Source organism: Acidisoma sp., assembly GCF_965199065.1.
Taxonomy (GTDB): Bacteria; Pseudomonadota; Alphaproteobacteria; order Acetobacterales; family Acetobacteraceae; genus Acidisoma.
The window spans coordinates 1,788,138-1,808,722 of record NZ_CBDAQN010000003.1 but is presented as its reverse complement, the minus strand read 5'-3'; the positions used below and the strand labels follow the sequence as shown (position 1 = coordinate 1,808,722).

Here is a 20,585-nt window from a genome sequence, read left to right as displayed (position 1 = left end):
TCCTTTACTCTCCCACCGCCTGGTCAGGAATATGCACGACGCGATCGACGAAAATTCCTGGAGTGACGATCGCTTCGGGATCGAGAGCCCCGAGGGTTGCCACGTGCCGCGTCTGGACGATCGTCAGTTGCGCCGCCATTGCCATCACCGGATTGAAGTTGCGGCCGCTCGCGCGATACGTGCAGTTGCCCCATCGGTCCGCATTCCAGGCCTCCACAAGCGCCACGTCGCCGGCGAGCGCGTGTTCGAGCACGTAATGCCGCCCAGCAATCTCGCGCCACTCTTTCCCTTCAGCGAGCGCCGTACCGAATGCCGTTGGCGTGTAGAAGGCCGCAACACCTGCGCCGGCCGCACGAATTCGCTCGGCCAAAGTACCTTGAGGAACAATTTCCAGTTCGAGACTGCCGGCTTTGAAAAGTTCCTCGAATACGACCGAACCAGCGGAGCGCGGGAAAGAGCAGATGATCTTTCTTACGCGCCCGGCTTCCATCAGCTTGGCTAACCCAACGCGCCCAGCCCCTGCATTATTTGCGATGATCGTGAGATCTTTGGCGCCCTGCTCGATGAGGCCCTCGATGAGCGTGTCCGGCTGGCCCACAGCCCCAAAGCCGCCGACCATGACAATCGAACCGTCCCGAACCCCTTCTAAGGCCAACGCAACGCTGCCCACAATCTTGTCGATCACGTGCAAGGGTTCCTTCCAAGATCGCGGCACGCAAACAAGATCTCTCTGCCGATCCGTGCGATAAGCGCACAGCCGTGCTCATTGCATCTAATGTGGCGTGTCGAAGCGCGGAACGCAACCTCGATCAATCATTCAACTGCTTGAGTGGCCACCTGAACCGTGCGAATTGCGCACACTTCATGAATGGATCGTTTAATGCTCGGACCTCGTGACCGGAACCTCGTGGGCGGCTTCATGAAGGGGCTGCGCATCATCGAGGCGTTCGATACCGATCATTCCCGCCTCTCCATCTCCGATGTCTCCCGCGCCACGGATATGGATCGTGCAACCTGTCGTCGGCTGCTGCTCACCCTCATCGCCCTCGGCTATGCCGAACTAGAGGGTAAGCATTTCAGGCTGACACCCCGGATTCTCCGGCTCGGACACGCTTATCTTCATTCCGCGTCGTTGCCGAATGTGGTCCAGCCGTTACTGGAGCAACTCGCGAGGGACATGGGCGAAAGCTGTTCCGTCTCAGTACTGGATGGCGCCGCCGTCGTCTATGTGGCCCGCGCTTCGCGGCAGCGTGTCATGTCGATCAATCTGAACATAGGCAGCCGCCTCCCAGCCTACTGCTCCTCGATGGGGCGCGTATTGCTCGCCACGTTACCCCCCGCTGCCGCCCAGGCTTTGATCGAAGAAAGCGGTTTAAGATCGCTCACTCCGAAGACAATCATCAGTCTGGACCAGTTGATGGCCGAACTCACCTCTGTCCGAGCGGAAGGCTGCGCGATCGTCGATGAGGAGCTTGAGTTAGGTCTTCGCTCTATCGCAGTGCCGCTCTACAACAACAAAGGCACAGTCGTCGCGGCGCTGAATGTAGGTGCGCAGGCCGCGCGCGTGAGTGTCGAGGAATTGCGGGTGGCTTTTCTGCCTCGCCTTTTGCGTCTCCAAGACGAACTTCGCCGACTGCTGGGACCTGAGTGAGCAACTCTTCGTAAAGTCGCCCGCGATCAGCGACGACTTTGCCCCATGTGCCTGGCAAAGAACTAGGTCTTCAACTGATAAACGGGATTCCACGGCAAGGAAAATCTGATTCAAACTCCCTGTCGGATGGGAGTGATCATGAGCCCGCGCCGGTATGAAGTGAAGGATTTCGAGTGGTCTATCATCGAGCCACTGCTTCCGAACAAGCCGCGTGGGGTGACACGGGCCGATGACCGTCGGGTCCTGAACGGCATCTACTGGCGCTTGCGCACGGGATCACCATGGGCAGATATCCCTGAGCGCTATGGGCCGCCTACGACCTGCTACAACGCGAGCTTACGACGGGGATCTGCAAATGATCGACTCCTCGTCTATCCGGGTTCATCAGCATGCCGCGAACGTCAAAAAGGGGGCCATCGGAAACCGACGAAGGGCACGACGCTCCAGCCCGATGCATGGAGCGCTCGCGGGGCGGGCTAACCACGAAGATCCACGCTCTTGTTGATGCCAACAGCAATGCGATTGCCCTCAAGCTGACCGAAGGCCAAGCGCATGACGGGCGAAGCGCTGGCGACATGCTCGGCGACATCAGCACAGGCCAAACCCTGATTGTTCATATGCTCGCGACACTAAAGTCACGTCTAGAGGTCACCTTCACATTCAAAATCGATGTAGGCCTCGACCCCATCGCTTCGGAATGGGTCGCCACGGCTCGGCTCCTCTACCAATTTAGCCCACCCAGTCTTTGCAATCAGGAGACACGCGCGGCAGCCTTTATGCAGTATTCCTGGGCAACGGACGGGAGAGACTTCCTTGCGCACAATAATGAGCACGGCGCGGTGAGGCCAATAGCAGCGCCGTAGGTCCCCCGATCGGTGGAGTGCCTTCTTACTTCCGGGCGTTCGTGTTCTGACATGGTCTAGAAATCTAATCACCTAATAGAACTCCAAGTTTCTCCGAGGAGCATCCTCGCGGCCCATCGCTGTTATGATCGCTTCCACGCCGATCACTACGACCCATCTTCTCGGGCCAGCATGGTGCATCAATGTCGGAGACCATCGCCGGATAAGTGCAGTCCAGGGAGCAACCATGGAATGCTTTGCAGTAAGCGGCCATTCCTTCGATAAAGGAGATCGTGATGCTGCTTAACGACAGCATGAACAGACGTTCAAAAAGAAGAGTGTTTTTCCCCACCGTCTGCAGCCATCGTATTCTTCTTGTCCGGGAACGCTCAAGACGAGGCTCTCCCGGAACCCCCATCGCGTCGAATGGCATGTTATTCTCCAGCCGCTGTTCAATGCTGGAACCATCGACCAATACTGTTTCGTGTGGATTTCTTAGCTAAGGGGAGCAGTTGCAGCTGAAATAGAAGTTCAGCCCCGAGAACCGGGAGGCGAGTGCGCCTGAGTTTCCGTCGCTCGTGCGATAGGAAAGGTTGGAGTCGGTGTATCCATTGGCTGAGCGGATACCGGCGGTCGATGCTGGGAGCGGTGGAACGGCCGGGTGCCCCCGGTGCGGTGTCCAACGGCGGCGCGGCACAGCCGCTATACCCGCGTGTTGCGGGACCTTCCGGTTCAGGGTTTGCCTGTCGTCATTCGGCTTCGGTCCTCACGATGGCGATGCCGGAACCTTGGATGCGAGCTGGTCATCTTCACGGAGCGAATGCCACAGGCAGCAGCCTCCCACGCCCAGCGGACATCCAGGCTGGATGGCATCGTGGGCCTGCTGGCTCATGCCGTAGGTGGACGGCCAGCAGAAAGGTTAGCTGCGCAGCTTGGCTTTCCGGCTAGCCGGCATGCGCTGCTGAGACAGCTCAAGCAGGCTGTCCGGCGGCGGCAGGACGATGCGCCACTGCGTGTGGTCGGCATCGACGAGTGGGCGTGGCGCCGAGGAACACATTCGGCACTATGCTGGTGGATCTCGAGCGCCGGAAGGTAGTCGACGTGCTGCCGGACCGGTCTTCTGCCAGTACCGGCGGATTGGCTGCGCCAGCATCCAGCCGTGGAGATCGTCAGCCGCGATCGCTACGGCCCCTACGTTGAAGGCGCACGGCAAGGCGCATCTCAGGCCCGGCACATCGCGGACCGCTTCCACCTGGTTAAGAACCTGCGGGAGCGCATCGAGCACCAGCTGAGCCGTCTGGAGCGACCCTTGCGACACCGGCCGCTACAGTGTGAGGATGCCGGGAAGGCTCCACAATGCGCTCCGCGTGGCAATCCGCAGGTCGCCGAATATGAACATCTGATCCAGTCTTCGCAACGCCGGTCGCTCGAGACCGTGTTCACTGACGTGCGCGCCCTGCATGCTGCTCGCAAGACCGCAGCCCAGATCGTCCGGGAGCTTGGTCTCAGCCGGAAGCGTGGGGTTTACCGGGATCATCTGGCAAAGTGCTCGACGGCCGCCGTCTGATGGTGAACGGTTAGCGTCAGGGGCGCATCATCGCAAACAGCTCGTTGTTTGGTTCTGGCTGACGCAGCGGTCTGCGGATATGCGGCGCCGGCGCATTGTAAAAGCATGATCCGCGCGGTCAGCGTTGGCTGGCCTCACCCCGCTCAACTACCGCTAAGGATTTCTAACCGCCCCGGCAACGACATTCATCATGCTGCTCGTTGGTCATTGAACCCAGCGAGGCAACGTCGACGCAAGCTCGGCGGAAGTCAGAGGTGCCTTGATGACCTCGGAGACACCAGCCGCGGCAAGCGCATCGACGCTGAGCCCGTCGCTCGCAGTTGCCAAGATAATCGGCAGGTTAGGAGCGATCGCGTGCAAACTGGTTGCTAGCGCAAGCGCAGGCATGCAGGACTGGACGTTGGTGACCAGGATCACGTCGAACCGCCCGGGCGTCGTGCGGCACGCATTAATGGCCTCATGCGGGTCGAGATAGCCGATCGGCTCGTATCCGAGGGCTGCCACGACCTCCTCGTCGTGCAGCAAGCGGCTCCCATCCTCGTTCACGATCATGGCAGTCTCACCCTTGCCGCTAATGCGGGACAGCCTTGGTGCGACCGAGTCAGCGTCGCCTGTCACGACCAGAGGAAGCCAGACTTCGAATGTGCTGCCTTGGCCCGGATGACTCAGCACGTTCATCCCACCTGCATAACTGGTGACAATCTCATGCGCCGTCGCCAATCCTAGTCCGTGCCCTTCCGCGCGTGTCGTAAAGAAGGGTTCGAACAGATGCTCGAGTGTTCCGGCTTCCATGCCGCATCCTGTATCGGCCACGGCTATGGAGACGTATGCACCGGCGGCGAGCTCGGCGTGACTGAGATGGAAAAGCTTCGCCATCTGCCTTATGGCCACGTGCAACCGGATGACGCCCGCTCCTCCCATGGCTTGGGACGCGTTGTTGCAGAGGTTCATGATGATCTGCTGGAGTTGAGCAGGGTCGCCGCGAACGACCGCGTGGTCCGGCACGCTGTCCAAAACCAATTGAATGCTCTGCGGGAGCGCGGCTTTAAGCTGCATTTCAGTTTCGGCGAGCAAAAGGCTCAAGGAGATGCGCCGCTCGGAGGGCTCTTTCCGCCTCCCAAAATGAAGAATCTGCTCAACGAGGTCCCGCGCACGTTCTGCCGCCTGACGAACGCCTTGAACATGCCGCCCCAGCCTCGTCTCCGCTTGAACCTCGGCCTCCTGCATCTCGGTGTGGCCAAGGATCGCCGCGATCACGTTGTTGAAATTGTGAGCAACGCCGCTCGTGAGGGCTCCGACCGTCTCCATCCGGCGCGCCTGCTGCAGGCTGGCCTCAAGCCTTCCATGCTCCAGTTCCAACTGCACCCGACTAACGGCGTTCGCGATGTTGTCCGCAGCCATACGGAGCGGTGCAAGATCACTCGGAGGCCAGGTCATCGGCTTGGTGAGCGCTGCAAATCCGAGCGTATAACCAAGAGCATCCGAGCCGGGAGCTGGTATGACCAAGTATCCCGACAAGCCTGCTGCCATGAGCGCGTCTTTCTCCGACCCAGCGGTCATGCGCTTGACCACGGGGTAGTAGTGGATCTCCGGCGATGGCAGCGCCTTGTCCGGAAGGCTGGGAGGTTGGACAGCCGTCCAGCCTCTGCCGTCCCGGCTCCAGGTGAAGAGCTGCGGCGGCGCAAAACTGGCAAAACAGGCGCTCTCCGCGCCGATCCACCAGGCAAGCTCGGCCAGGGCCTTCTCGACGACATCTTGAAGGTCAGTCGCTCTTGCATTGACGAAGGTCATCGAAATGCCTGCCATCGCATGTTCAAACGCCGCGCGCCGCCTTAACGTCTCCATGATGCGTCTTAGTTGTAGCCCAAGCAGTGTCAGCAGCAGGAGCAGCACGAGGGAAACCGTGTAGAGTGCGAGGCGATACCGTCCGGCTCGGACCATGATATCCTTCTGCTGCGCAAGGATCGCCTTACGGGCGGTATTCTCCGCCGCTGATATGGGAAGATCATAAAGTGCCTGCAGCACCTTATCCGTGGCCGGAAGCAGATCGCGCAGAGACCGGCCATGCGCAAGCAAGCCGTTTCTGACATCCGCATCTTTCGGTCCCGACTGGGCCGCGAGACGATCCAAGTCTGTCTGGACCTGCTCTGCAGATGCAGGCGACGGATCAAGCATGAGATGCAGGACGGAAGTCGACAGCGCCGCAATGGCGGCATTTGTAGCTGCCCCGTGCGCCGCGAAACCCGCCTGTCCACTCATCAGGCCAAAGTAAGCCAGCGCATTCTGGAGGAGAGCGTTATCGCTTTTGAAGCGTTCCGTCAGTTCGTCCTGCCGATCGATCAGGTCCTCCAAGGGAGCGGTGACGGCTTTAGAAACGCCGTCGTCGCTCAGGCCTTGGAGAGCTTGGTGGAGCTGAGTCATCTCCTGGTCGACCGGATCATAATCTCTTAGCAGTCCAAGGCGCGCATTGAGGATGTTTTCGCGAAGGCCGCTGCCCGTCGCGATGAACTGGTTCAACGTCGCCATTGCATGATCATCACGCGGAGTATTCGCGTTGGTGCCGATGAAACACAGCCAGGAGACGAGCAGCACCGCCAGAACGGCCAGACCGCCGATTGTCCTCATCGCGCTTGGGTCAGTTGTCTGCCATTGAAGCGTCCCGTCAACGTCGTGAGAAAGGCACATATAGCCTTGACCTGATCATCCGAAAGATGACGATCGAGCTGGGCATACCCCATCTCGGCCACGGCCTTGTCCAAGGTCCCTCCACTCCCGTTGTGGAAATAAGGTGCCATGACGGCGATGTTCCTTAGACTGGGCACGAGCAGGAACTGCTCTTGTGCTCCTCCAATAGGATGAAAAATCCCGCTGCGCTCGAACAGGTTGCCACCCAGGTCCACGCCTTGATGACAGGAGACGCAGCCGAACGATTTGAACAGCTGATAACCGGTGATCTCTTCGGGCGACAGCGCCGCTTTGTCGCCGCCCAACCAAAGGTCGAACCGGCTCCCGGGTGTCACTAAAGAACGTTCGTACATAGCAATAGCGTTCAGGAGGTCGCGGCCATCGGGGCCATGACCATAGACCTTCTTGAATTGCCGACTCAAAACCTTGTCAGCGTCAACTGCAATCACCGCTGCGGCAACGCTTGATGCCATCAGCTGCGGATCCGCGAGCGACAGCGCCGCGGCGTCTTCCAGCGACTCTGCATTACCCTCCCAGTTCAAGCGAAAACTCAAGGCCGCGTTGAAAACCGTTAGGGTCCGGAACGTGGCAAGCCCTCCGTTGGGGGTCAGATCGAACCGCCTCCCGTCGGAGCCGTTGGTTCGGACGTCGTGGCAGGATGAACAGGCACGCGTCCCGTCGCGAGACAGATGTGGATCATCGAAAAGATGCTCACCGAGCGCCACAATGCGAGGATCGCTCGGTGGAGGTGGGGGCACCGGCGTTATCGGTTCCTGTTCCGCAACTTTAGCGCTCCCAGCTGAGACTGTCGGCAACTGAGCTTGGACAGGGCTCGCCACCAGGAGCGCCAGAACCAGCACGTAGCGCCATCGGGGCCTTAGAGAGCTTCTGACCGGCGCTATGTGGAACATCATTGCTCCTCCTCAGCCGTTGAAATGCACGACCGGCAACGTGAACCGGTAGCCTATCCCACGTTCCGTCTGGATGATGCGGGGCGCCGTTGGGTCCAATTCCAGTTTACGCCGAAGCCGCAGCACCTGCACGTCGATGCTCCGGTCGAACACGTCCTCATGAACACGCGTTGCCTGCAATAAATGTTCCCGCGTAAGCGGCCGATTTGGAGCCGCCAGGAAAGCGACGAGCAGGGCGTACTCGCCTTTTGTCAGCTGAACGGGATCGCCAGCCTTGCCGACGAGCCGGTGTGCCTTCAGGTCAAGCTCCCAGCCCTCGAAACGGTAGCCGCCCGATGTCTGATCGTCGATGTCGTTACGGCCGAACTCGTGCCGTCTCAGGACGGCCCGGATCCTCGCCAGAAGTTCCCGCAAGCCAAACGGCTTCGAGAGATAGTCATCCGCACCCAGTTCAAGACCAACCACCCGGTCAATCTCGTCGCGCCGATGTCCAGTCATGATGATGACCGGCACGTTCGACCGCGAACGAAGTTCGCGCAACAGATCGAGACCATCCTCCTTATCAAGCCGGAGGTCGAGGAGAACGAGGTCTGGCTCGCGCGCGACCATGTGCCGCGACATCTCCTCACCGCTGCTCGACGTGCTCACCTGCATGTTCTGCCCTTCCAGATAACTCGCCAGCATTCCACGGAACGCAGCGTCATCATCGACAATGAGAACCCGGGCTTGTTCTGTGTCACCGCCACTCAAAATCCGGTTCTCCGTTCTCGCATATTGCAGGAGGATTCGAAGCTAATGTTGCCACCGGCTTCCCGACCCGATGGTCTGCACAGCCGCTACGTCGCGCATCGCGACACTCATCGCCACCATACGCTGGGAAAAACCCTACCTTGACAACCTCTCATGCTGCATGGCGCTAATGCCAGGTTGATCTTCCGTCAGGTGTCTATCGCAGCTGTCTCACGGCGGGGACAACTGCCATGTAACGCAGCAAAATAGGTGAAGCGGCCAGTAGGCAGTGGTCTAATCTGCAGGCCACGGTTAGAATGTCACACGACAAGTGATCAACGAGCCGTCGCTTAGTTTATGACGAAATTGATGTCAACCAAGCACTCTTCGGCCGAGCTGAACTAGCCCTGGGTCAAGCGGTTATTTGCGCTGAACATGCTCGGCCGACAATGCTGTTGCTACAGTCGTTGATCGATCAGAATCAGGAGCCGTCACCCGGGAAAGCTGACAGCCTTTTGACGACCGCTAGTCGTCCGACCGCGTTCGATAGCGAAGGGTTCTGTCCGACGGCGTCGAGATGTCGTGGCTCAGCCAGCCTCTCGCGCCGACTCCCGGGCTCTATATGTTCCGCCAGCCGAGCGGTGCGGCGGCGTCGACCGCTGGATCCGCTACGACAGCTTAAGACGGTTCTTTTGCCGGTATCAGTCGAGTGGGGTTCCAGATAATAAACGGACTGACCTCCGCAAGGTGGCTACTGTAGGCTGCCTGACTTGGCGTGGTGAAGTGCACCGACAACCGGTGCGCCACCGCCGCAGCGTCGGCGGGATCACCCGCCAGAACGAGGCTACCTGCGGCCGCAGGCAACTGCAGCGCTGCTTCTATTGCATCTCGCTTTGTGGATGTTGCATGCACAGTGACGACAGGGCCATGAATGCTTTGCGAAGAAACGGGATTACTGATCGTCAGGTCGGTCAGGATTGTCGGTTGGACGAAGAGTTCCGGCGGAGAGCATTTGCGCCCCGCCGAGCGCCAAGCGGGCACCCCCAATTCGTGAAAGCTGCATCTGATGAAGAAAGATGTCGATCGCGCGTTGCGAGGGCATCGGACCGAGTGAGGTTGAAGGGTCACTGGGATCACCGGCTGCGAGCGGCGCCAAACGCGCACGGAGACGCTCCGTGAGCTCACGCGCGCGCTCATGGCCGACGACGATGACACGCCTTGCGGAGACTGAGGTGAGCCGCGAGGTGCGCGGGCCACGTAGTAGGACATTATCAAGCACGTCGGCCAGGGGCATGTCGTCAAGCACAAGGACCACGTGGTTGCCCGAAACGTCCTGAACGACGTGCTTGTGGAGCCGCCTTGCATGTTCCACAACGGCACTCACTTGGCCGGTCCGCCGCATAACCTCTATACCGCGCAGTCGTGCGTCATCCATTAGATGCAGAGCCAGATCTAAATCATAGCTCATAGCGCTGCAGAGACCTTTGGATCCGCCTAGTTGATCGAAGAGCGCGCTAAACGCCCGCGGCGCATGGAGCATGCGTAGGCCGCTCATGACCAACACAGCATTGCCCGCCATCAGATTTGGCCCCACGAAGCGGGCCAGATCTGTGTAGGACATCGGATCCCGGTCAATGCGAAGGATAACGCCGAGGGGGATTGGCTTAAGAACATGGTACGGAGCGTGCTGGATCGCCTTTGGCTTCAGCTCATGGATCGCGAGCATAGCGCACTGTTCAAGGCTGTCTGCTGCTAGATCGACATCGGCTTGCGCCTCTGCCCGGAGCGCGCCAATATCGTGCGTTCGGTTGTTTGCAAGTTGGTCACGTATTCCGCGCATTCTTGCCGCGACTGCTCTGACAACTTGGGCGCGGTCAAAGTAACTGTAGTTTTGCCAGGCAGCCAAACAGTGCGCTGCTCGCGCCATGACCTCTGCCGAACTGCCGCGCGACTCCCGGCGGTCTCCGGAGAGAAGTTCTTGTCCTCAACCTGCACTATCTGCCTCATCATCGCACCCATTGGATAACACCATGTTCTAACGGTAATGAGGTACAGGAGCTCAGCTACTGTAATATTCCACCACTCGGTTGCTGCGCTACAACCGTAGCTGTTGGCGATGGCCAGGGTTTAGCAGAAACAACGCCATCCAGTCTCGGATAGATCGACGGATGTCTCGGTCCTCCACAATATTATGCGTTCTGCGTCCAGGTCAGCTAATCGGGCGAAGCCCGAATTTTGACCACCCGGTTGTAACGACTGCTTCGAAAGCCGATAGCCAATTGGAATCGCATAGGCGGGTGCGAATTCTAACCGATCTCCGCTTCGTCAGTGTGTTGCTCATGTGTTAAGGGGACGGCACCTACGGCGGCATCGGCTTCGGCCCTGTCAAACTGCAACGGATGCCCGTGGTTCGCGGCGCAGTGGGCCGCCATGCCTTCGATGAAGGCCGCTGCAAGCCATCCCAGGACGCCCACCGCGATCCGGTCCAGCACGATCAATCCATTTCCAGCGATCCCTAAACAGGTGCCTGCGCGCTTCGCCAGTATCGCAAAGCCGGACTCTTTCGGAAAGTCAGTTGAATCGAACGGCACGATCTTCACCCATGGTTTGACTGGTGGATTAATCAGTCGCGACGGTTTCGGGATTATGTCGTCAGTTGAAGAAGCGGTTGCAGGTGAAACCGATGGTTGCGCGGCCCTGTAGCCTCTACTGCAGCCAAGAGTCGGAACCCGTTCTCTTCCCATGTCGCGAGACTAAATTGTAAGCGATCCGCGAGTGCCGCGCTGGCCATTACAAGGGAAACCGGATCCAGATCCGGTAGACACTCTCCGGTAATGAGGACCCGACTAGGTGCAGGGATACCGAAGGAGATCATGGTTTTGCTGCACGACAAGGTTGCTCTAGTAACCGGGGGATCCCGCGGCATCGGAGCATCAATCGTCAGGCGGCTGAGCGCTGACGGCGCGGCCGTGGCATTCACCTACATGGCCTCAAGCGGTTCTGCCGAGAGAATGGTCGACGAGATTGAGGTGCGGGGTAAGAAGGCTATGGCAACTGAGGCTGACAGCGCCGACATAGGCCAAGTGAGGAACGCAGTGCGTTTCACCGTTGAGGCCTACGGAGGCATCGACATCCTTGTCAACAATGCAGATGTCGATTGCTCCGGCACGATCTTTGAGTATTCGCTTGAGCGACTTTGATCGAACCCCTGCTGTCAAGGTCCGCGGCCTTTTCGTTGCGACTCAAGAGGCCGTCCGACAATGAGAGCAGGCAGTCGTGTTGTCAACACAGTAAGTATAAGCAGTGAATGCCCGTTCCCGGTCACGCGGTATACGCGATGACGAAAGGAGCGGTCGCCACCCTAACGCGCGGGTTAGCTTGCGACCTCGGCTCTTACGGCATGACAATCAACAATGTTCAGCCGGGACGTGTCGATACCGCACTGCTCAGAGCCGTGCTCGGGCCAATGGCGGATCAAGCGAGAGCATCGGTTGCCGTGGGCAGGTTCGGTGAATGTGAAGAAGTTGCTGGGCTTGTCTCCTATCTAATGGGTCCCGGAGCTGCCTTTATAACGGGCAGCAGCTTAAAGGTCGACGGGGAGCCTCGGCTTGACGAGCCGCGTGCTCCGCTCGATCGGGGCGGGCGTCTTTGGCCGTGGCGAAGTGGAACCGCATCGCGCTTTCCTCCGGGCGAAAAAGCGTTCGGGAGCCCAGTTGCGGCTTGTCTTGTCAGATCAAAGGTTTGGAATTGTGATGCCGCACAGCTTCTTGTTTGTGTCTTGGGGTATTTCAGGGAACATGACGCCATTGCTGACTGCTGGACGTCAGCTTCGCTGCAATGGCCACCGGGTTCGAGTGATGGCCGACCCGGCGATGCAGAGCGAAATCGGAGGTGAGTTCGATTTTGTGACATGGCAACGCGCTCCGACCGGGTCTGACGCTGACCCGACAGACGCTTCCGATAGACAAGAGTGGCTCAGACAGGCGATCTTCAGGCCTGCTGCGGCCTATGCCGCTGATGTTCGCGAAGAAATTGAGCGTCGGCCAACTGATGCAGTCGTCTGTCTAGATTTGCTGTTTGGAGTAGCTGTTGCGGTTGAGGCGGCGGGACTTCCTTTGTTCTTGCTCTCACCTCACATAAGCATTCGACCGCTTCCAGGCCTGCCGCCCGCTATAAGCGGGTTGCCGAAGCCTGAGACTGAAGATCAGCGGGCGGAAGTTGAGGCGCTACTCATCTCTCAGGCAAAGCGCTTTAACGAGTTTCTCCCCGACTTCAACAAGCTTCGGATGGTTCTGGGGCTGCCCTCTCTTCGGCATATATACGATCAGTTCGATCGGGCAGATCGGGTTCTGCTTGCCATAAGCGAATCATTCGATTTCGAAGCGGATGCTTTGCCACCAAATTTCCGTTACGTTGGGCCTCTGCTTGACATTCCGGCATGGTCAGGGCCCTGGCACGCGCCCTGGCCCGAACGGCAGGATCGCCCTCGCGCGTTGATTGCCTGCAGTACTGGCGCGCAGGGTCAGAAGGACCTAATGCAGCGCATTTTCGATGGCGTCGACATGGTCGATATAGAGGCTTTGGCAACTGCCGGCCCCAGTCTGCGCATCACCGATTTACGAACGCCGAAGAATGTACTCTTGGTCCAGAGTGCCCCACACGACGCAGTCATGAGAGAAGTCTCCGTCGTGATAACGCAGGGGGGTCACGGCACGGTCTGTCGTGCGCTTGTCAACGACCTGCCGCTGCTCATCCTGCCGTGCGGTCGAGACCAAGTCGGCAACGCCGCTCGAGTGAAAGCGAAAGGCGCTGGTCTTGTGTTGCCTTCCACCGCCTCGCCAGTTGAGGTTGCCGCCGCCATCAACGAGTTGATCTCCGAACCTCGCTACAAATTCTCTGCGCGTCGACTTGGACGAGCGATCAGAGCAGACATCATCAAGCACCGTTTTGTCCATGAGGTCGAAGCAGTCATGGCAGATCGCCATGCGAGTCGATAGCGGACGGACCGAGGTGGGTTGAAAGCAAGATCCGTCATGGCCAAAGATGGCTGTCAACGAGATCTGTCACCATGCGGGCCACAATAAGGACCCTCGCTGAGCGGTCCGGCAACGGAGTCTCGCTCAAGCTCCGGGTGCTCTCGACGAGCTGCAGCCGGCGGTCTGCAGCCACAGCGCCCGTTCGTTGTTCTACAACCGCACCCTCGTTGAGTTCGCTCGGCACTCCGGAGCTGAAGCGCGGCGGCCTCTGTACCGGCCTCCGCTTCGGCTACTTGGAGGTGCGTGACGGTTGCCTTGTCCTGGCGGAGATAATCCATGTGGGATCGCCCGCATCCTCTTACCCTCCACATGGAGGGCCGCGGCCAGCGCCGCATCATCGCCGGGCACCGGAGCGCGCCACCTCCGCCCAACAGCCAGACACCTCGCAACGGTCCGCCACCCGGCCGATCCGGTGACGTTGTCGCACTCCGACCCCTGGCGTTCTAACAGCTCGAGCGCTAACCCGGGCTAGGCCGAGCAACGCTATGGAAGCTCCAGAACCCTCTTTGATCGTGATACCGTCAGCCGTCTGTCGCGTGTTGACGGAGCGCGGCACGATCTTGCCTGAAGCGATGAGTGGTCACTCGGGGAGAAACGCAAGTCAGGAGGTTGAGCCAGCCTCGCGTCCAGCTCCAGGGCGACATCGATGAAATTACGGAACGTGCCTGGCCGCCGCCATGCACGCGCGGGAACAGGACTTTGGATAAGCCCTGCGCCCGAAGCCAAACGCAATACCGGTCGCACCCCTCGTCGAGCGGAAGACCTCCCAAAGCCGTAGATCACGTTCCATAGCCGACGGCAGGCGGCAAGCCATCCCGGCCTCTGCCGACAGCGCGTCGTGCAGGACCGGGGCGAGGCTCCTGGCGGCAGGTGCGTGACGGTTGCCTTGTCCTGGCGGAGATAATCCTGGGGATCGCCCGCATCCTCTTACCACATAAACAGCTCGAGCGCTACCCGGGCTAGGCCGAGCAACGCTATGGAAGCTCCAGAACCCTCTTTGATCGTGATACCGTCAGCCGTCTGTCGGGTGTTGACGCGGCACGATCTTGCCTGAAGCGATGAAGTGGTCACTCGGGGAGAAGCGCAAGTCAGGAGGTTGAGCCAGCCTCGCGTCCAGCTCCAGGGCGACATCGATGAAATTACGGAACGTGCCTGGCCGCCGCCATGCACGCGCGGGAACAGGACTTTCGATAGCCGCTAGCGCCGTAGATCACGTTCCATCGCCGACGGCAGGCGGCAAGCCATCCCGGCCTCTGCCGAGCGCGTGTGCAGGACCGGGGCCAGGCTCCTGGCGGCAGCAACCGTCCCGAGACCTGGGAGTTTTACCAGGTGACTGGCATGGCTCCGATACGACGGACGCCCATGTGCCCCAGCGGTCGCGCTGGGGGGCCAGCAGATACCAGTCCTGGGAGACGTGCTGTCAACGCACATAAGCCTTCCTCCAATTCCGTGTAGGCCAGAGCCTCGCCGATGCAGCGATGCGCCCCCGCGCCGAACACCGGATGAAGTCGGCGCACGTCCAGGCGACGAATGTCGAACACGTCTGGCTTGTCATACGCGGCCTCGTCGCGCATGGCGGACATCGTCGACAAGGTCAGAAGACATCCCGCGGGGACGGTCGCGCCATCGAGCGCGATCGGCTTTTCGGCGACGCGGCCGAGTGAAGCGACGCTCGGCTCGAACCGCAGCGCCTCCCTGACCGCACCGGCTGCCAAGCGCGGGTCCGCGCATACGGCCTCCCATTGATCGCGGTGCTCGAGCAACAACGAGATCTGCGAGGCCATGGCAACGCGTGTCGTGTCGGTGCCGCCGATGATTAGGCTCACAACCTGGACGATAACCTCAGCTGCAGACAACTCACCGCGGGCCTCAGCCTCGGCTAGGAATGCGGAAAGGAAGTCGCTCTCGGGAGTTGCCCGCCGATGCGCCAACAACCGCACGACATAGTCCGACAACTCGTTCGCGTCGTTCTGGATCGTGGCCAGGTCTTCGGGACTGAAGGTGAAGCTCAGGAACCGCGACACGCTGTAAACCAAGCTGGTAAAATACGGAATATCCTCTGAAGGGAGGCCGAGAATGGCGCTGATGACCCGCGCCGGAATAAGAGACGCATACTGGGTGACCAAGTCCACTCCGGCCTCCCCTTCCCACTCATCGATCAAGGCGTTTGCTCCCTGCCGGATCGATGGCCGGATGGCCGCAATTACGGCGGCGGCGAACGTCCGGGTAAATGGTGAGCGACGCCTGCGATGTGCCGAACCGTTCGACGTCACCATGCTGAACTGGAACAGATCGAATAGCGCGCCGTCCGTTACGCCCCTCTGCTCCAACAGCTCCAGTTCGTTCTGGCGAATTCGGTCGTCCCGGGTCAGCGCCTCAATGTGACTTGCCCGAAGCACGATGACGCCCAGGTTCTCACGTTCGATTAAGGGTGTTAGGGGGCGGTAGCGGCGAAATACGCCGTGCGGATCCGCTTCAAGTTCCGCTACAGTCAAAACCGGAAATCCGGAGATGATGGCATCAGGCATATTGGTAATTCCTATCAAACAATTGCGCCGGACCTGCAACACGCGGCTCCGCATCAGCCTTACGGAAGAGGCTTTAAGCTAGACAGTGGCGAAGTCATCGAACTTACAACAACGTTTGTGGCGGCGTTTGTCGCGTAGTAGAGGATCCGGTGATAGGCATAGAAGAAGGGGCGGCCCCAGAGCATCGGGCCGATGCGGCCGTAGCACGGCAACAGCAGAACTGCGACGACCATCAACAACACCATAGGGTGCAAATAGATGGAACCAGAACGAGAACCCTTCGGCTGTGGTACCTCAGCAGGAGATCGGCCTCGGCCAAGGTGCACGATCTCATACACCCGGACGTTCTTTACGAACGGGTCGATCGAGCCAACGATCTCTACGCCGAGCTTTCTGCTTTCCTAAAGTCAAGCAAGCCAAGAGCGAGAAAATTTCCACTAGCAGGCAAGCGCTGCCATACTGTGGATACTCTTCATGAGGATCCTTCAGCGCGGAGAGCGCCGGATAATCTATGTAAAATGCTTCATGAGAATTGTAGTCGCCAAAAGCGCTGTCCATCAGGGTCCCTTAATTGCTCCAAGCAAATAAAGGTGGTGGGATGGGGATACGACCAGATGACAGCCGAATACTTCCTGGTTACATTCGTAGCCTGACCCTCAGGCAGTCTCCTTTGGTGGCCCTGGGCAGCGCCGCAACCTCTGCTGCCTTGAACAGCGCTTAGCAGAGACCTGTAGTTTGATAATTATGTGGCGTGCCGAATAACGGCGCAGAAGGTTATATTGAGCCATTCAGACTTCTTGTTCACCCGCTGTTACAGCCGCAACTCGAATCAAGCGCTCGGAAACCCGCTCGTAGTGCATGTCGTGCACTTTCAAGGATTATGCAATGAGGCGAGGTAACTCTGCCCTCGCCCATGTGAAGAAGGACTTTGTCCATTGAGGTCTCCGGTTCTGTATTGTGGGCTTTCGGCGCTTCTCATTGCGACTCACACAGCTCGTGCTGCGGACACCGCAAGTGTCATTGAGTGGTCTGGGCACGGCGTCCAAGTCGGTTTTGTCAGTCCTCACGCCAGCCTGGGCATCGTTCAGGTGCGGGCCCGCCCCTGTTCATGCGGCCCGCATGATGTCGAGCGCGATCTGAGCGGCCTTGGTGAAACGTGAGCGGCGGAGGGAGGCAGGAACGATCTGGTTGTGACGACGGCGGGGACGGAGGAGGTCGCGGAGCTCACCATGCTCGCGACAGAAGCGGGCAGCAGCATCGTGGCTCTTGAAGCCCCGCATACATCGGATCCTGCCTTTGACCCACGATGGTCTTGTTCAAGACGATTGTTCAAGTAGGCGTTGGTTCTATGGCGGACCGTCCTACCCAGCACGGTGCGGATCGCCTTGGATAGAAGCCATGGCCATCGGTGGTCACCCGGTCGCGGCCGAAGCCCATGGTCGCTTTGGCCGATCGGAAGAACGCCTTGGCCGCCTTCATGTCGCGGTGCTCGCTGAGCATCGCGTCGATCAGGTTGCCGTCCCGATCAATCGCCCGGTAAAGGTAGCACCACCGGCCGAGGACCTTTAGGTAGGTCTCGTCAACATACCAGCTGATCCCGGCGCCCCGCCGTGTTCCATGCCGTCGTTTACGCAGTTCATTGCCCATGACACGCAACATCTTCGCCTCCCAGCCCCGGACGGCCTCGTGGCTAACCTCGATCCCGCGCAGCGCCATGATCTCGCTCAGGTGGCGCAGGGTCAGCCGGTAGCGCAGCCGGCAGAACACCACGACAGTATGAACACCGATTATACGCCCGCCGACGGCAAAAATGCGCTGGCTTCGCGACATCAGCATTCCCATGCGCGACGGGTATGAGACGGTAACCCAGATCGGCGGCATTGCAGAGGACCTAACACGGGAGGACGAGCGTCAGATCTATCTTGTCAGCGCAAGCGCCTTAGGCGCGTCTGCTGGTTTCTCTCGTCAGAAGCATTGGCCATCGCGCTCGGATTTTTGAAAGCGCCTCTGCCTTCCTCGACATGGCACCGGTGCTCGCGCCGGGTTGCGTACTCGTCGATCTACGTGGCTCAAGGCTTCAAAATCTGTCCATTCAGCGCGAGCTGAAGACGCGCTCGATCGCGATACCTGCAATCATGCTCGATGGCCCAGCCGCGGGCGTCGCCTCCGTAGTGACCGCGATGACGGCCGGAGCGATCGACTACCTTACGATAGCGGACGACGACTCGCTCAGGAGCAAGCTTGCGAACGCCTTGGCGGAATGCCACGGCGCGACGCGGCCAACGACACGCGACTAGACGGCTGCCTCACGGGTGGCGCGGCTGACACCTCGGGAGCGTGAGGTCTTGATCCTCCTGGTCGAGGGCAGGACCAATAAGACGATCGGGCAGAAGCTTGGCATCAGCCCTCGAACTGTGGAGCTCCACCGCGCGCAGGTGATGCACCGGCTCGACGCGAGCAGCCTGACTGAGCTTCTGCAGGTCGCTCTGGCGGCGGGTGTCGGCCCGCATGGCTAGCCGATGCCCCGCCGGCTATCGCTGCCGAACAAGGCCGGACCGGCGCGGCTCGCTGCTGCCGCGGCAGTCAGAGCGTCAACGCCGCAAGAGGTTGGTCTTGGCGAGATCCAGTACCTCGTCGCCCCGGCCGCTCATGATCGCGCGGAGCACGTAGAGGCTGAAGCCCTTTATCTCGGCCGCTGTTATCGTCGGCGGCATCGAGAGCTCCTGTGTCGCGGTCACAACGTCTAGCACCGCCGGCCCGTCATGGGCGAGCACCTCGGCCACGGCATGCGGCAGCTCACCCGGATCCTCGACGCGGACGCCGTGGATGCCCATCGCGCGCGCCATGGCCGCGAAATCGGGATTCTGCAGATCTACGCCCACTTCAACGAAGCCCGCCGCCTTCATCTCCAGAGCAACAAAGCCGAGCACGCCATTGTTGAAAATAACGACTTTGACCGGCAGATTCTCCTGCGTCAGCGTGATGAGGTCTCCCATGAGCATGGTGAAGCCTCCGTCGCCCGACAGTGAGATGACCTGGCGCTTCGGTTGCACGGCCTGCACACCCATGGCATGCGGCATGGCGTTCGCCATCGAACCGTGAACCCAGGAGCCGATGAGGCGCCGCTGACCGTTCATCTTTAGGTAGCGCGCCGCCCAGATGGTGGGCGTGCCCACATCGGCGGTGAACACCGCATCCTCGGCCGCTGTCTCGCTGACGACGCGGGCAAGGAACTGCGGATGGATCGGCTTATGACCTGGCGTCCCTTTCGCGAGATCATCAAGACCTTTCCGGGCTTCCAGATAGTGCGCAAGGCTGTCATCCAGAAGACGCCGCGTCGTCTTCGCCTTCAGCCGCGGCAGCAAGGCTTCGATCGTGGCACCGACATCGCCGACCAGACCCAGATCAAGCTTGCAGCGTCGCCCGAGGTTCTCGGGCCGGATGTCGACCTGCGCGATCTTTGCATCCTTCGGCAGGAACTGCTTGTAGGGGAAATCCGTCCCGAGCATGAGCAGGACGTCGCAGGCATGCATGGCTGCGTAACCGGAGGAGAAGCCGATGAAGCCCGTCATGCCTACGTCGTAGGGGTTGTCGTATTCGACATGTTCCTTGCCGCCGAGGGCGTGAACGATCGGGCTCTTGAGCGTCTCCGCAAGTTGCATCAGAGCGGCATGCGCACCGGCACAACCGCGGCCGCAGAACAGCGTCACGCGGTCCGTCTCGTTCAAAAGGGTTGCCAGTGCGTCGAGCTCAGCGTCACGTGGGCGCACAACCGGCACCGGCGGCAACAGGCCTGGGCGCGCGGATACGGCGCGGGCGATCGGCGCGCGCAAGGCTACGTCGCCCGGGATGACGACCACGGCGACGCCGCGAAGACCCACTGCCGCACGGATGGCGTTCTCCAGCACGTAGGGTAGTTGCGCAGGGTCGGAGACCAGTTCGCAGTAGTGCGAACACTCCCGGAACAGATTTTGCGGGTGCGTTTCCTGGAAGTAGCCACCCCCGATCTCCGCGGACGGGATCTGCGCCGCGATGGCGAGCACGGGCGTGCGGCTACGATGAGCGTCGAACAGACCGTTGATGAGGTGAAGGTTGCCGGGGCCGCAGGATCCGGCACAGACCGCAAGAGCATTGGTGAGCTGTGCCTCCCCTGCCGCCGCGAAGGCAGCAACCTCCTCGTGTCTTACATGAACCCATCTGATCGTCTCGCGACGTCGCAAGGCCTCTGTCAGGCCGTTAAGGCTGTCTCCGACGACGCCGAATATCCGCTCGACACCAGCGGCCTCCAACACTTCCACGACTTGATCCGCTACATTATCTACACGAGCCATGTGGCTACTCCGGTTGATAGCGTTGTCATCCGCTATTTGATTTGGATTCTGTCGATCCTGACTAGGATCCTGCCCGATCAAGTTGCATCTCAGCTCGCTCAACACAGGTCCAAGTGGAACCAGGGATAGCCTGCCATCCAAGCGCCTTCAAGAACATCTCCTTTGACCCGGATGTGTCATACATTCCGCCTTGCCGCCGCAACGCACCGGTTAGGGCAGTGACGCACGTTATGAACAAGCCGCCCATGCCGAGAATTTGTTTGCGGTGGAAGTGGGTATCGAGTGCCACCGCTGACAGGTTCAGG

19 protein-coding genes and 3 pseudogenes are annotated in these 20,585 nt (G+C 60.0%); 10 read left to right on the top strand and 12 right to left on the bottom strand.

The annotated features are described in order from the left end of the window. Window positions 1-4 precede the first annotated feature (4 nt). Window positions 5-685 (bottom strand): 3-oxoacid CoA-transferase subunit A, encoded by a 681-nt coding sequence (locus ACOEQ1_RS16560; protein WP_419760325.1) that lies wholly within the window; start codon window positions 683-685, stop codon window positions 5-7. Window positions 686-907: 222 nt separating this feature from the next. Here ACOEQ1_RS16560 and ACOEQ1_RS16555 point away from each other — a divergent pair, with 222 nt between their 5' ends. The 4 genes and pseudogenes from ACOEQ1_RS16555 (at window position 908) to ACOEQ1_RS16540 (ending at window position 4,060) form a co-directional block, all read left to right on the top strand. After that, window positions 908-1,651 carry an IclR family transcriptional regulator domain-containing protein gene (locus ACOEQ1_RS16555; protein ID WP_419760324.1) on the top strand — a complete coding sequence of 248 codons (744 nt, stop codon included), beginning with the start codon at window positions 908-910 and terminating at the stop codon, window positions 1,649-1,651. A gap of 138 nt (window positions 1,652-1,789) precedes the next feature. Beyond that, window positions 1,790-2,262: pseudogene (locus ACOEQ1_RS16550) on the top strand (transposase); the annotation flags it as partial. Window positions 2,263-3,154: 892 nt separating this feature from the next. Further along, entirely contained in the window at window positions 3,155-3,589 is a 435-nt protein-coding gene (locus tag ACOEQ1_RS16545; RefSeq protein ID WP_419760323.1) for a transposase family protein, read from the top strand. Between the two features lie 63 nt (window positions 3,590-3,652). After that, on the top strand, window positions 3,653-4,060 hold the full coding sequence (locus ACOEQ1_RS16540; RefSeq protein ID WP_419760322.1) for a transposase: 408 nt from the start codon (window positions 3,653-3,655) through the stop codon (window positions 4,058-4,060). Window positions 4,061-4,264: 204 nt separating this feature from the next. Here ACOEQ1_RS16540 and ACOEQ1_RS16535 read toward each other — a convergent pair whose 3' ends face one another. The 6 genes from ACOEQ1_RS16535 to ACOEQ1_RS16510 all read right to left on the bottom strand — a co-directional run bounded on the left by ACOEQ1_RS16535 (window position 4,265) and on the right by ACOEQ1_RS16510 (window position 10,985). Then, entirely contained in the window at window positions 4,265-6,685 is a 2,421-nt protein-coding gene (locus ACOEQ1_RS16535) for a two-component system VirA-like sensor kinase (protein WP_419760321.1), read from the bottom strand. After that, entirely contained in the window at window positions 6,682-7,470 is a 789-nt protein-coding gene (locus ACOEQ1_RS16530; RefSeq protein WP_419760320.1) for a cytochrome-c peroxidase, read from the bottom strand. The genes ACOEQ1_RS16535 and ACOEQ1_RS16530 overlap by 4 nt, the downstream gene beginning before the upstream one ends. A 198-nt stretch (window positions 7,471-7,668) precedes the next feature. Then, window positions 7,669-8,406 carry a response regulator gene (locus tag ACOEQ1_RS16525; protein WP_419760319.1) on the bottom strand — a complete coding sequence of 246 codons (738 nt, stop codon included), beginning with the start codon at window positions 8,404-8,406 and terminating at the stop codon, window positions 7,669-7,671. A 657-nt stretch (window positions 8,407-9,063) separates the two neighbouring features. Beyond that, on the bottom strand, window positions 9,064-9,426 hold the full coding sequence (locus ACOEQ1_RS16520) for an aldehyde dehydrogenase family protein (RefSeq protein WP_419760318.1): 363 nt from the start codon (window positions 9,424-9,426) through the stop codon (window positions 9,064-9,066). Continuing rightward, window positions 9,338-10,312: an aldehyde dehydrogenase family protein gene (locus ACOEQ1_RS16515; RefSeq protein WP_419760317.1), complete on the bottom strand. Its 975-nt coding sequence runs from the start codon at window positions 10,310-10,312 to the stop codon at window positions 9,338-9,340. The genes ACOEQ1_RS16520 and ACOEQ1_RS16515 overlap by 89 nt, the downstream gene beginning before the upstream one ends. Window positions 10,313-10,691: 379 nt before the next feature. Beyond that, complete coding sequence (locus tag ACOEQ1_RS16510) at window positions 10,692-10,985, bottom strand: hypothetical protein (RefSeq protein ID WP_419760316.1); 294 nt, start codon at window positions 10,983-10,985, stop codon at window positions 10,692-10,694. 273 nt (window positions 10,986-11,258) lie between these two features. On the opposite strand from ACOEQ1_RS16510, the gene ACOEQ1_RS16505 reads away from it, so the two are divergent. The 4 genes and pseudogenes from ACOEQ1_RS16505 to ACOEQ1_RS16490 all read left to right on the top strand — a co-directional run. After that, the gene (locus ACOEQ1_RS16505) at window positions 11,259-11,585 is read left to right on the top strand and encodes an SDR family NAD(P)-dependent oxidoreductase (protein ID WP_419760315.1); all 327 of its coding nucleotides are present in this window, start codon (window positions 11,259-11,261) and stop codon (window positions 11,583-11,585) included. A 107-nt stretch (window positions 11,586-11,692) separates the two neighbouring features. Further along, window positions 11,693-11,971 (top strand): annotated as a pseudogene (locus ACOEQ1_RS16500) (SDR family oxidoreductase); the annotation flags it as partial. Between the two features lie 22 nt (window positions 11,972-11,993). Continuing rightward, complete coding sequence (locus tag ACOEQ1_RS16495) at window positions 11,994-13,382, top strand: glycosyltransferase (RefSeq protein WP_419760314.1); 1,389 nt, start codon at window positions 11,994-11,996, stop codon at window positions 13,380-13,382. Between the two features lie 348 nt (window positions 13,383-13,730). Continuing rightward, a pseudogene (locus ACOEQ1_RS16490) lies at window positions 13,731-13,868 on the top strand (IS21 family transposase); the annotation flags it as partial. Between the two features lie 875 nt (window positions 13,869-14,743). On the opposite strand, the gene ACOEQ1_RS16485 reads toward ACOEQ1_RS16490, so the two are convergent. The 4 genes from ACOEQ1_RS16485 to ACOEQ1_RS16470 form a co-directional block, all read right to left on the bottom strand. Further along, window positions 14,744-15,949, bottom strand: coding sequence for a cytochrome P450 (locus ACOEQ1_RS16485; protein ID WP_419760313.1), 1,206 nt, complete (start codon window positions 15,947-15,949; stop codon window positions 14,744-14,746). 330 nt (window positions 15,950-16,279) lie between these two features. Further along, entirely contained in the window at window positions 16,280-16,507 is a 228-nt protein-coding gene (locus tag ACOEQ1_RS16480; RefSeq protein WP_419760312.1) for a hypothetical protein, read from the bottom strand. A 548-nt stretch (window positions 16,508-17,055) separates the two neighbouring features. After that, on the bottom strand, window positions 17,056-17,229 hold the full coding sequence (locus tag ACOEQ1_RS16475; RefSeq protein ID WP_419760311.1) for a hypothetical protein: 174 nt from the start codon (window positions 17,227-17,229) through the stop codon (window positions 17,056-17,058). Between the two features lie 49 nt (window positions 17,230-17,278). Further along, window positions 17,279-17,830 (bottom strand): IS6 family transposase, encoded by a 552-nt coding sequence (locus ACOEQ1_RS16470; RefSeq protein ID WP_419760310.1) that lies wholly within the window; start codon window positions 17,828-17,830, stop codon window positions 17,279-17,281. Between the two features lie 254 nt (window positions 17,831-18,084). Here ACOEQ1_RS16470 and ACOEQ1_RS16465 point away from each other — a divergent pair, with 254 nt between their 5' ends. After that, a complete protein-coding gene (locus ACOEQ1_RS16465) occupies window positions 18,085-18,246 on the top strand; it encodes a hypothetical protein (RefSeq protein ID WP_419760309.1) in 162 nt (53 codons plus the stop codon). A 15-nt stretch (window positions 18,247-18,261) separates the two neighbouring features. After that, a complete protein-coding gene (locus tag ACOEQ1_RS16460; protein ID WP_419760308.1) occupies window positions 18,262-18,465 on the top strand; it encodes a response regulator transcription factor in 204 nt (67 codons plus the stop codon). 75 nt (window positions 18,466-18,540) lie between these two features. On the opposite strand, the gene poxB is transcribed toward ACOEQ1_RS16460, so the two are convergent. Further along, window positions 18,541-20,280: a ubiquinone-dependent pyruvate dehydrogenase gene (poxB, locus tag ACOEQ1_RS16455; RefSeq protein WP_419760307.1), complete on the bottom strand. Its 1,740-nt coding sequence runs from the start codon at window positions 20,278-20,280 to the stop codon at window positions 18,541-18,543. Between the last annotated feature and the right edge of the window lie 305 nt (window positions 20,281-20,585).

Excerpts from the sequence above, each read along its gene's own strand:
- ACOEQ1_RS16470 (WP_419760310.1), bottom strand. The coding sequence starts at position 17,830 with ATGCCGCCGATCTGGGTTACCGTCTCATACCCGTCGCGCATGGGAATG.
- poxB (WP_419760307.1), bottom strand. The coding sequence starts at position 20,280 with ATGGCTCGTGTAGATAATGTAGCGGATCAAGTCGTGGAAGTGTTGGAG.
- ACOEQ1_RS16475 (WP_419760311.1), bottom strand. The coding sequence starts at position 17,229 with ATGCGGGGCTTCAAGAGCCACGATGCTGCTGCCCGCTTCTGTCGCGAG.
- ACOEQ1_RS16480 (WP_419760312.1), bottom strand. The coding sequence starts at position 16,507 with ATGGACAGCGCTTTTGGCGACTACAATTCTCATGAAGCATTTTACATA.
- ACOEQ1_RS16485 (WP_419760313.1), bottom strand. The coding sequence starts at position 15,949 with ATGCCTGATGCCATCATCTCCGGATTTCCGGTTTTGACTGTAGCGGAA.
- ACOEQ1_RS16535 (WP_419760321.1), bottom strand. The coding sequence starts at position 6,685 with ATGAGGACAATCGGCGGTCTGGCCGTTCTGGCGGTGCTGCTCGTCTCC.
- ACOEQ1_RS16465 (WP_419760309.1), top strand. The coding sequence starts at position 18,085 with ATGCTCGATGGCCCAGCCGCGGGCGTCGCCTCCGTAGTGACCGCGATG.
- ACOEQ1_RS16515 (WP_419760317.1), bottom strand. The coding sequence starts at position 10,312 with ATGGCGCGAGCAGCGCACTGTTTGGCTGCCTGGCAAAACTACAGTTAC.
- ACOEQ1_RS16505 (WP_419760315.1), top strand. The coding sequence starts at position 11,259 with ATGGTTTTGCTGCACGACAAGGTTGCTCTAGTAACCGGGGGATCCCGC.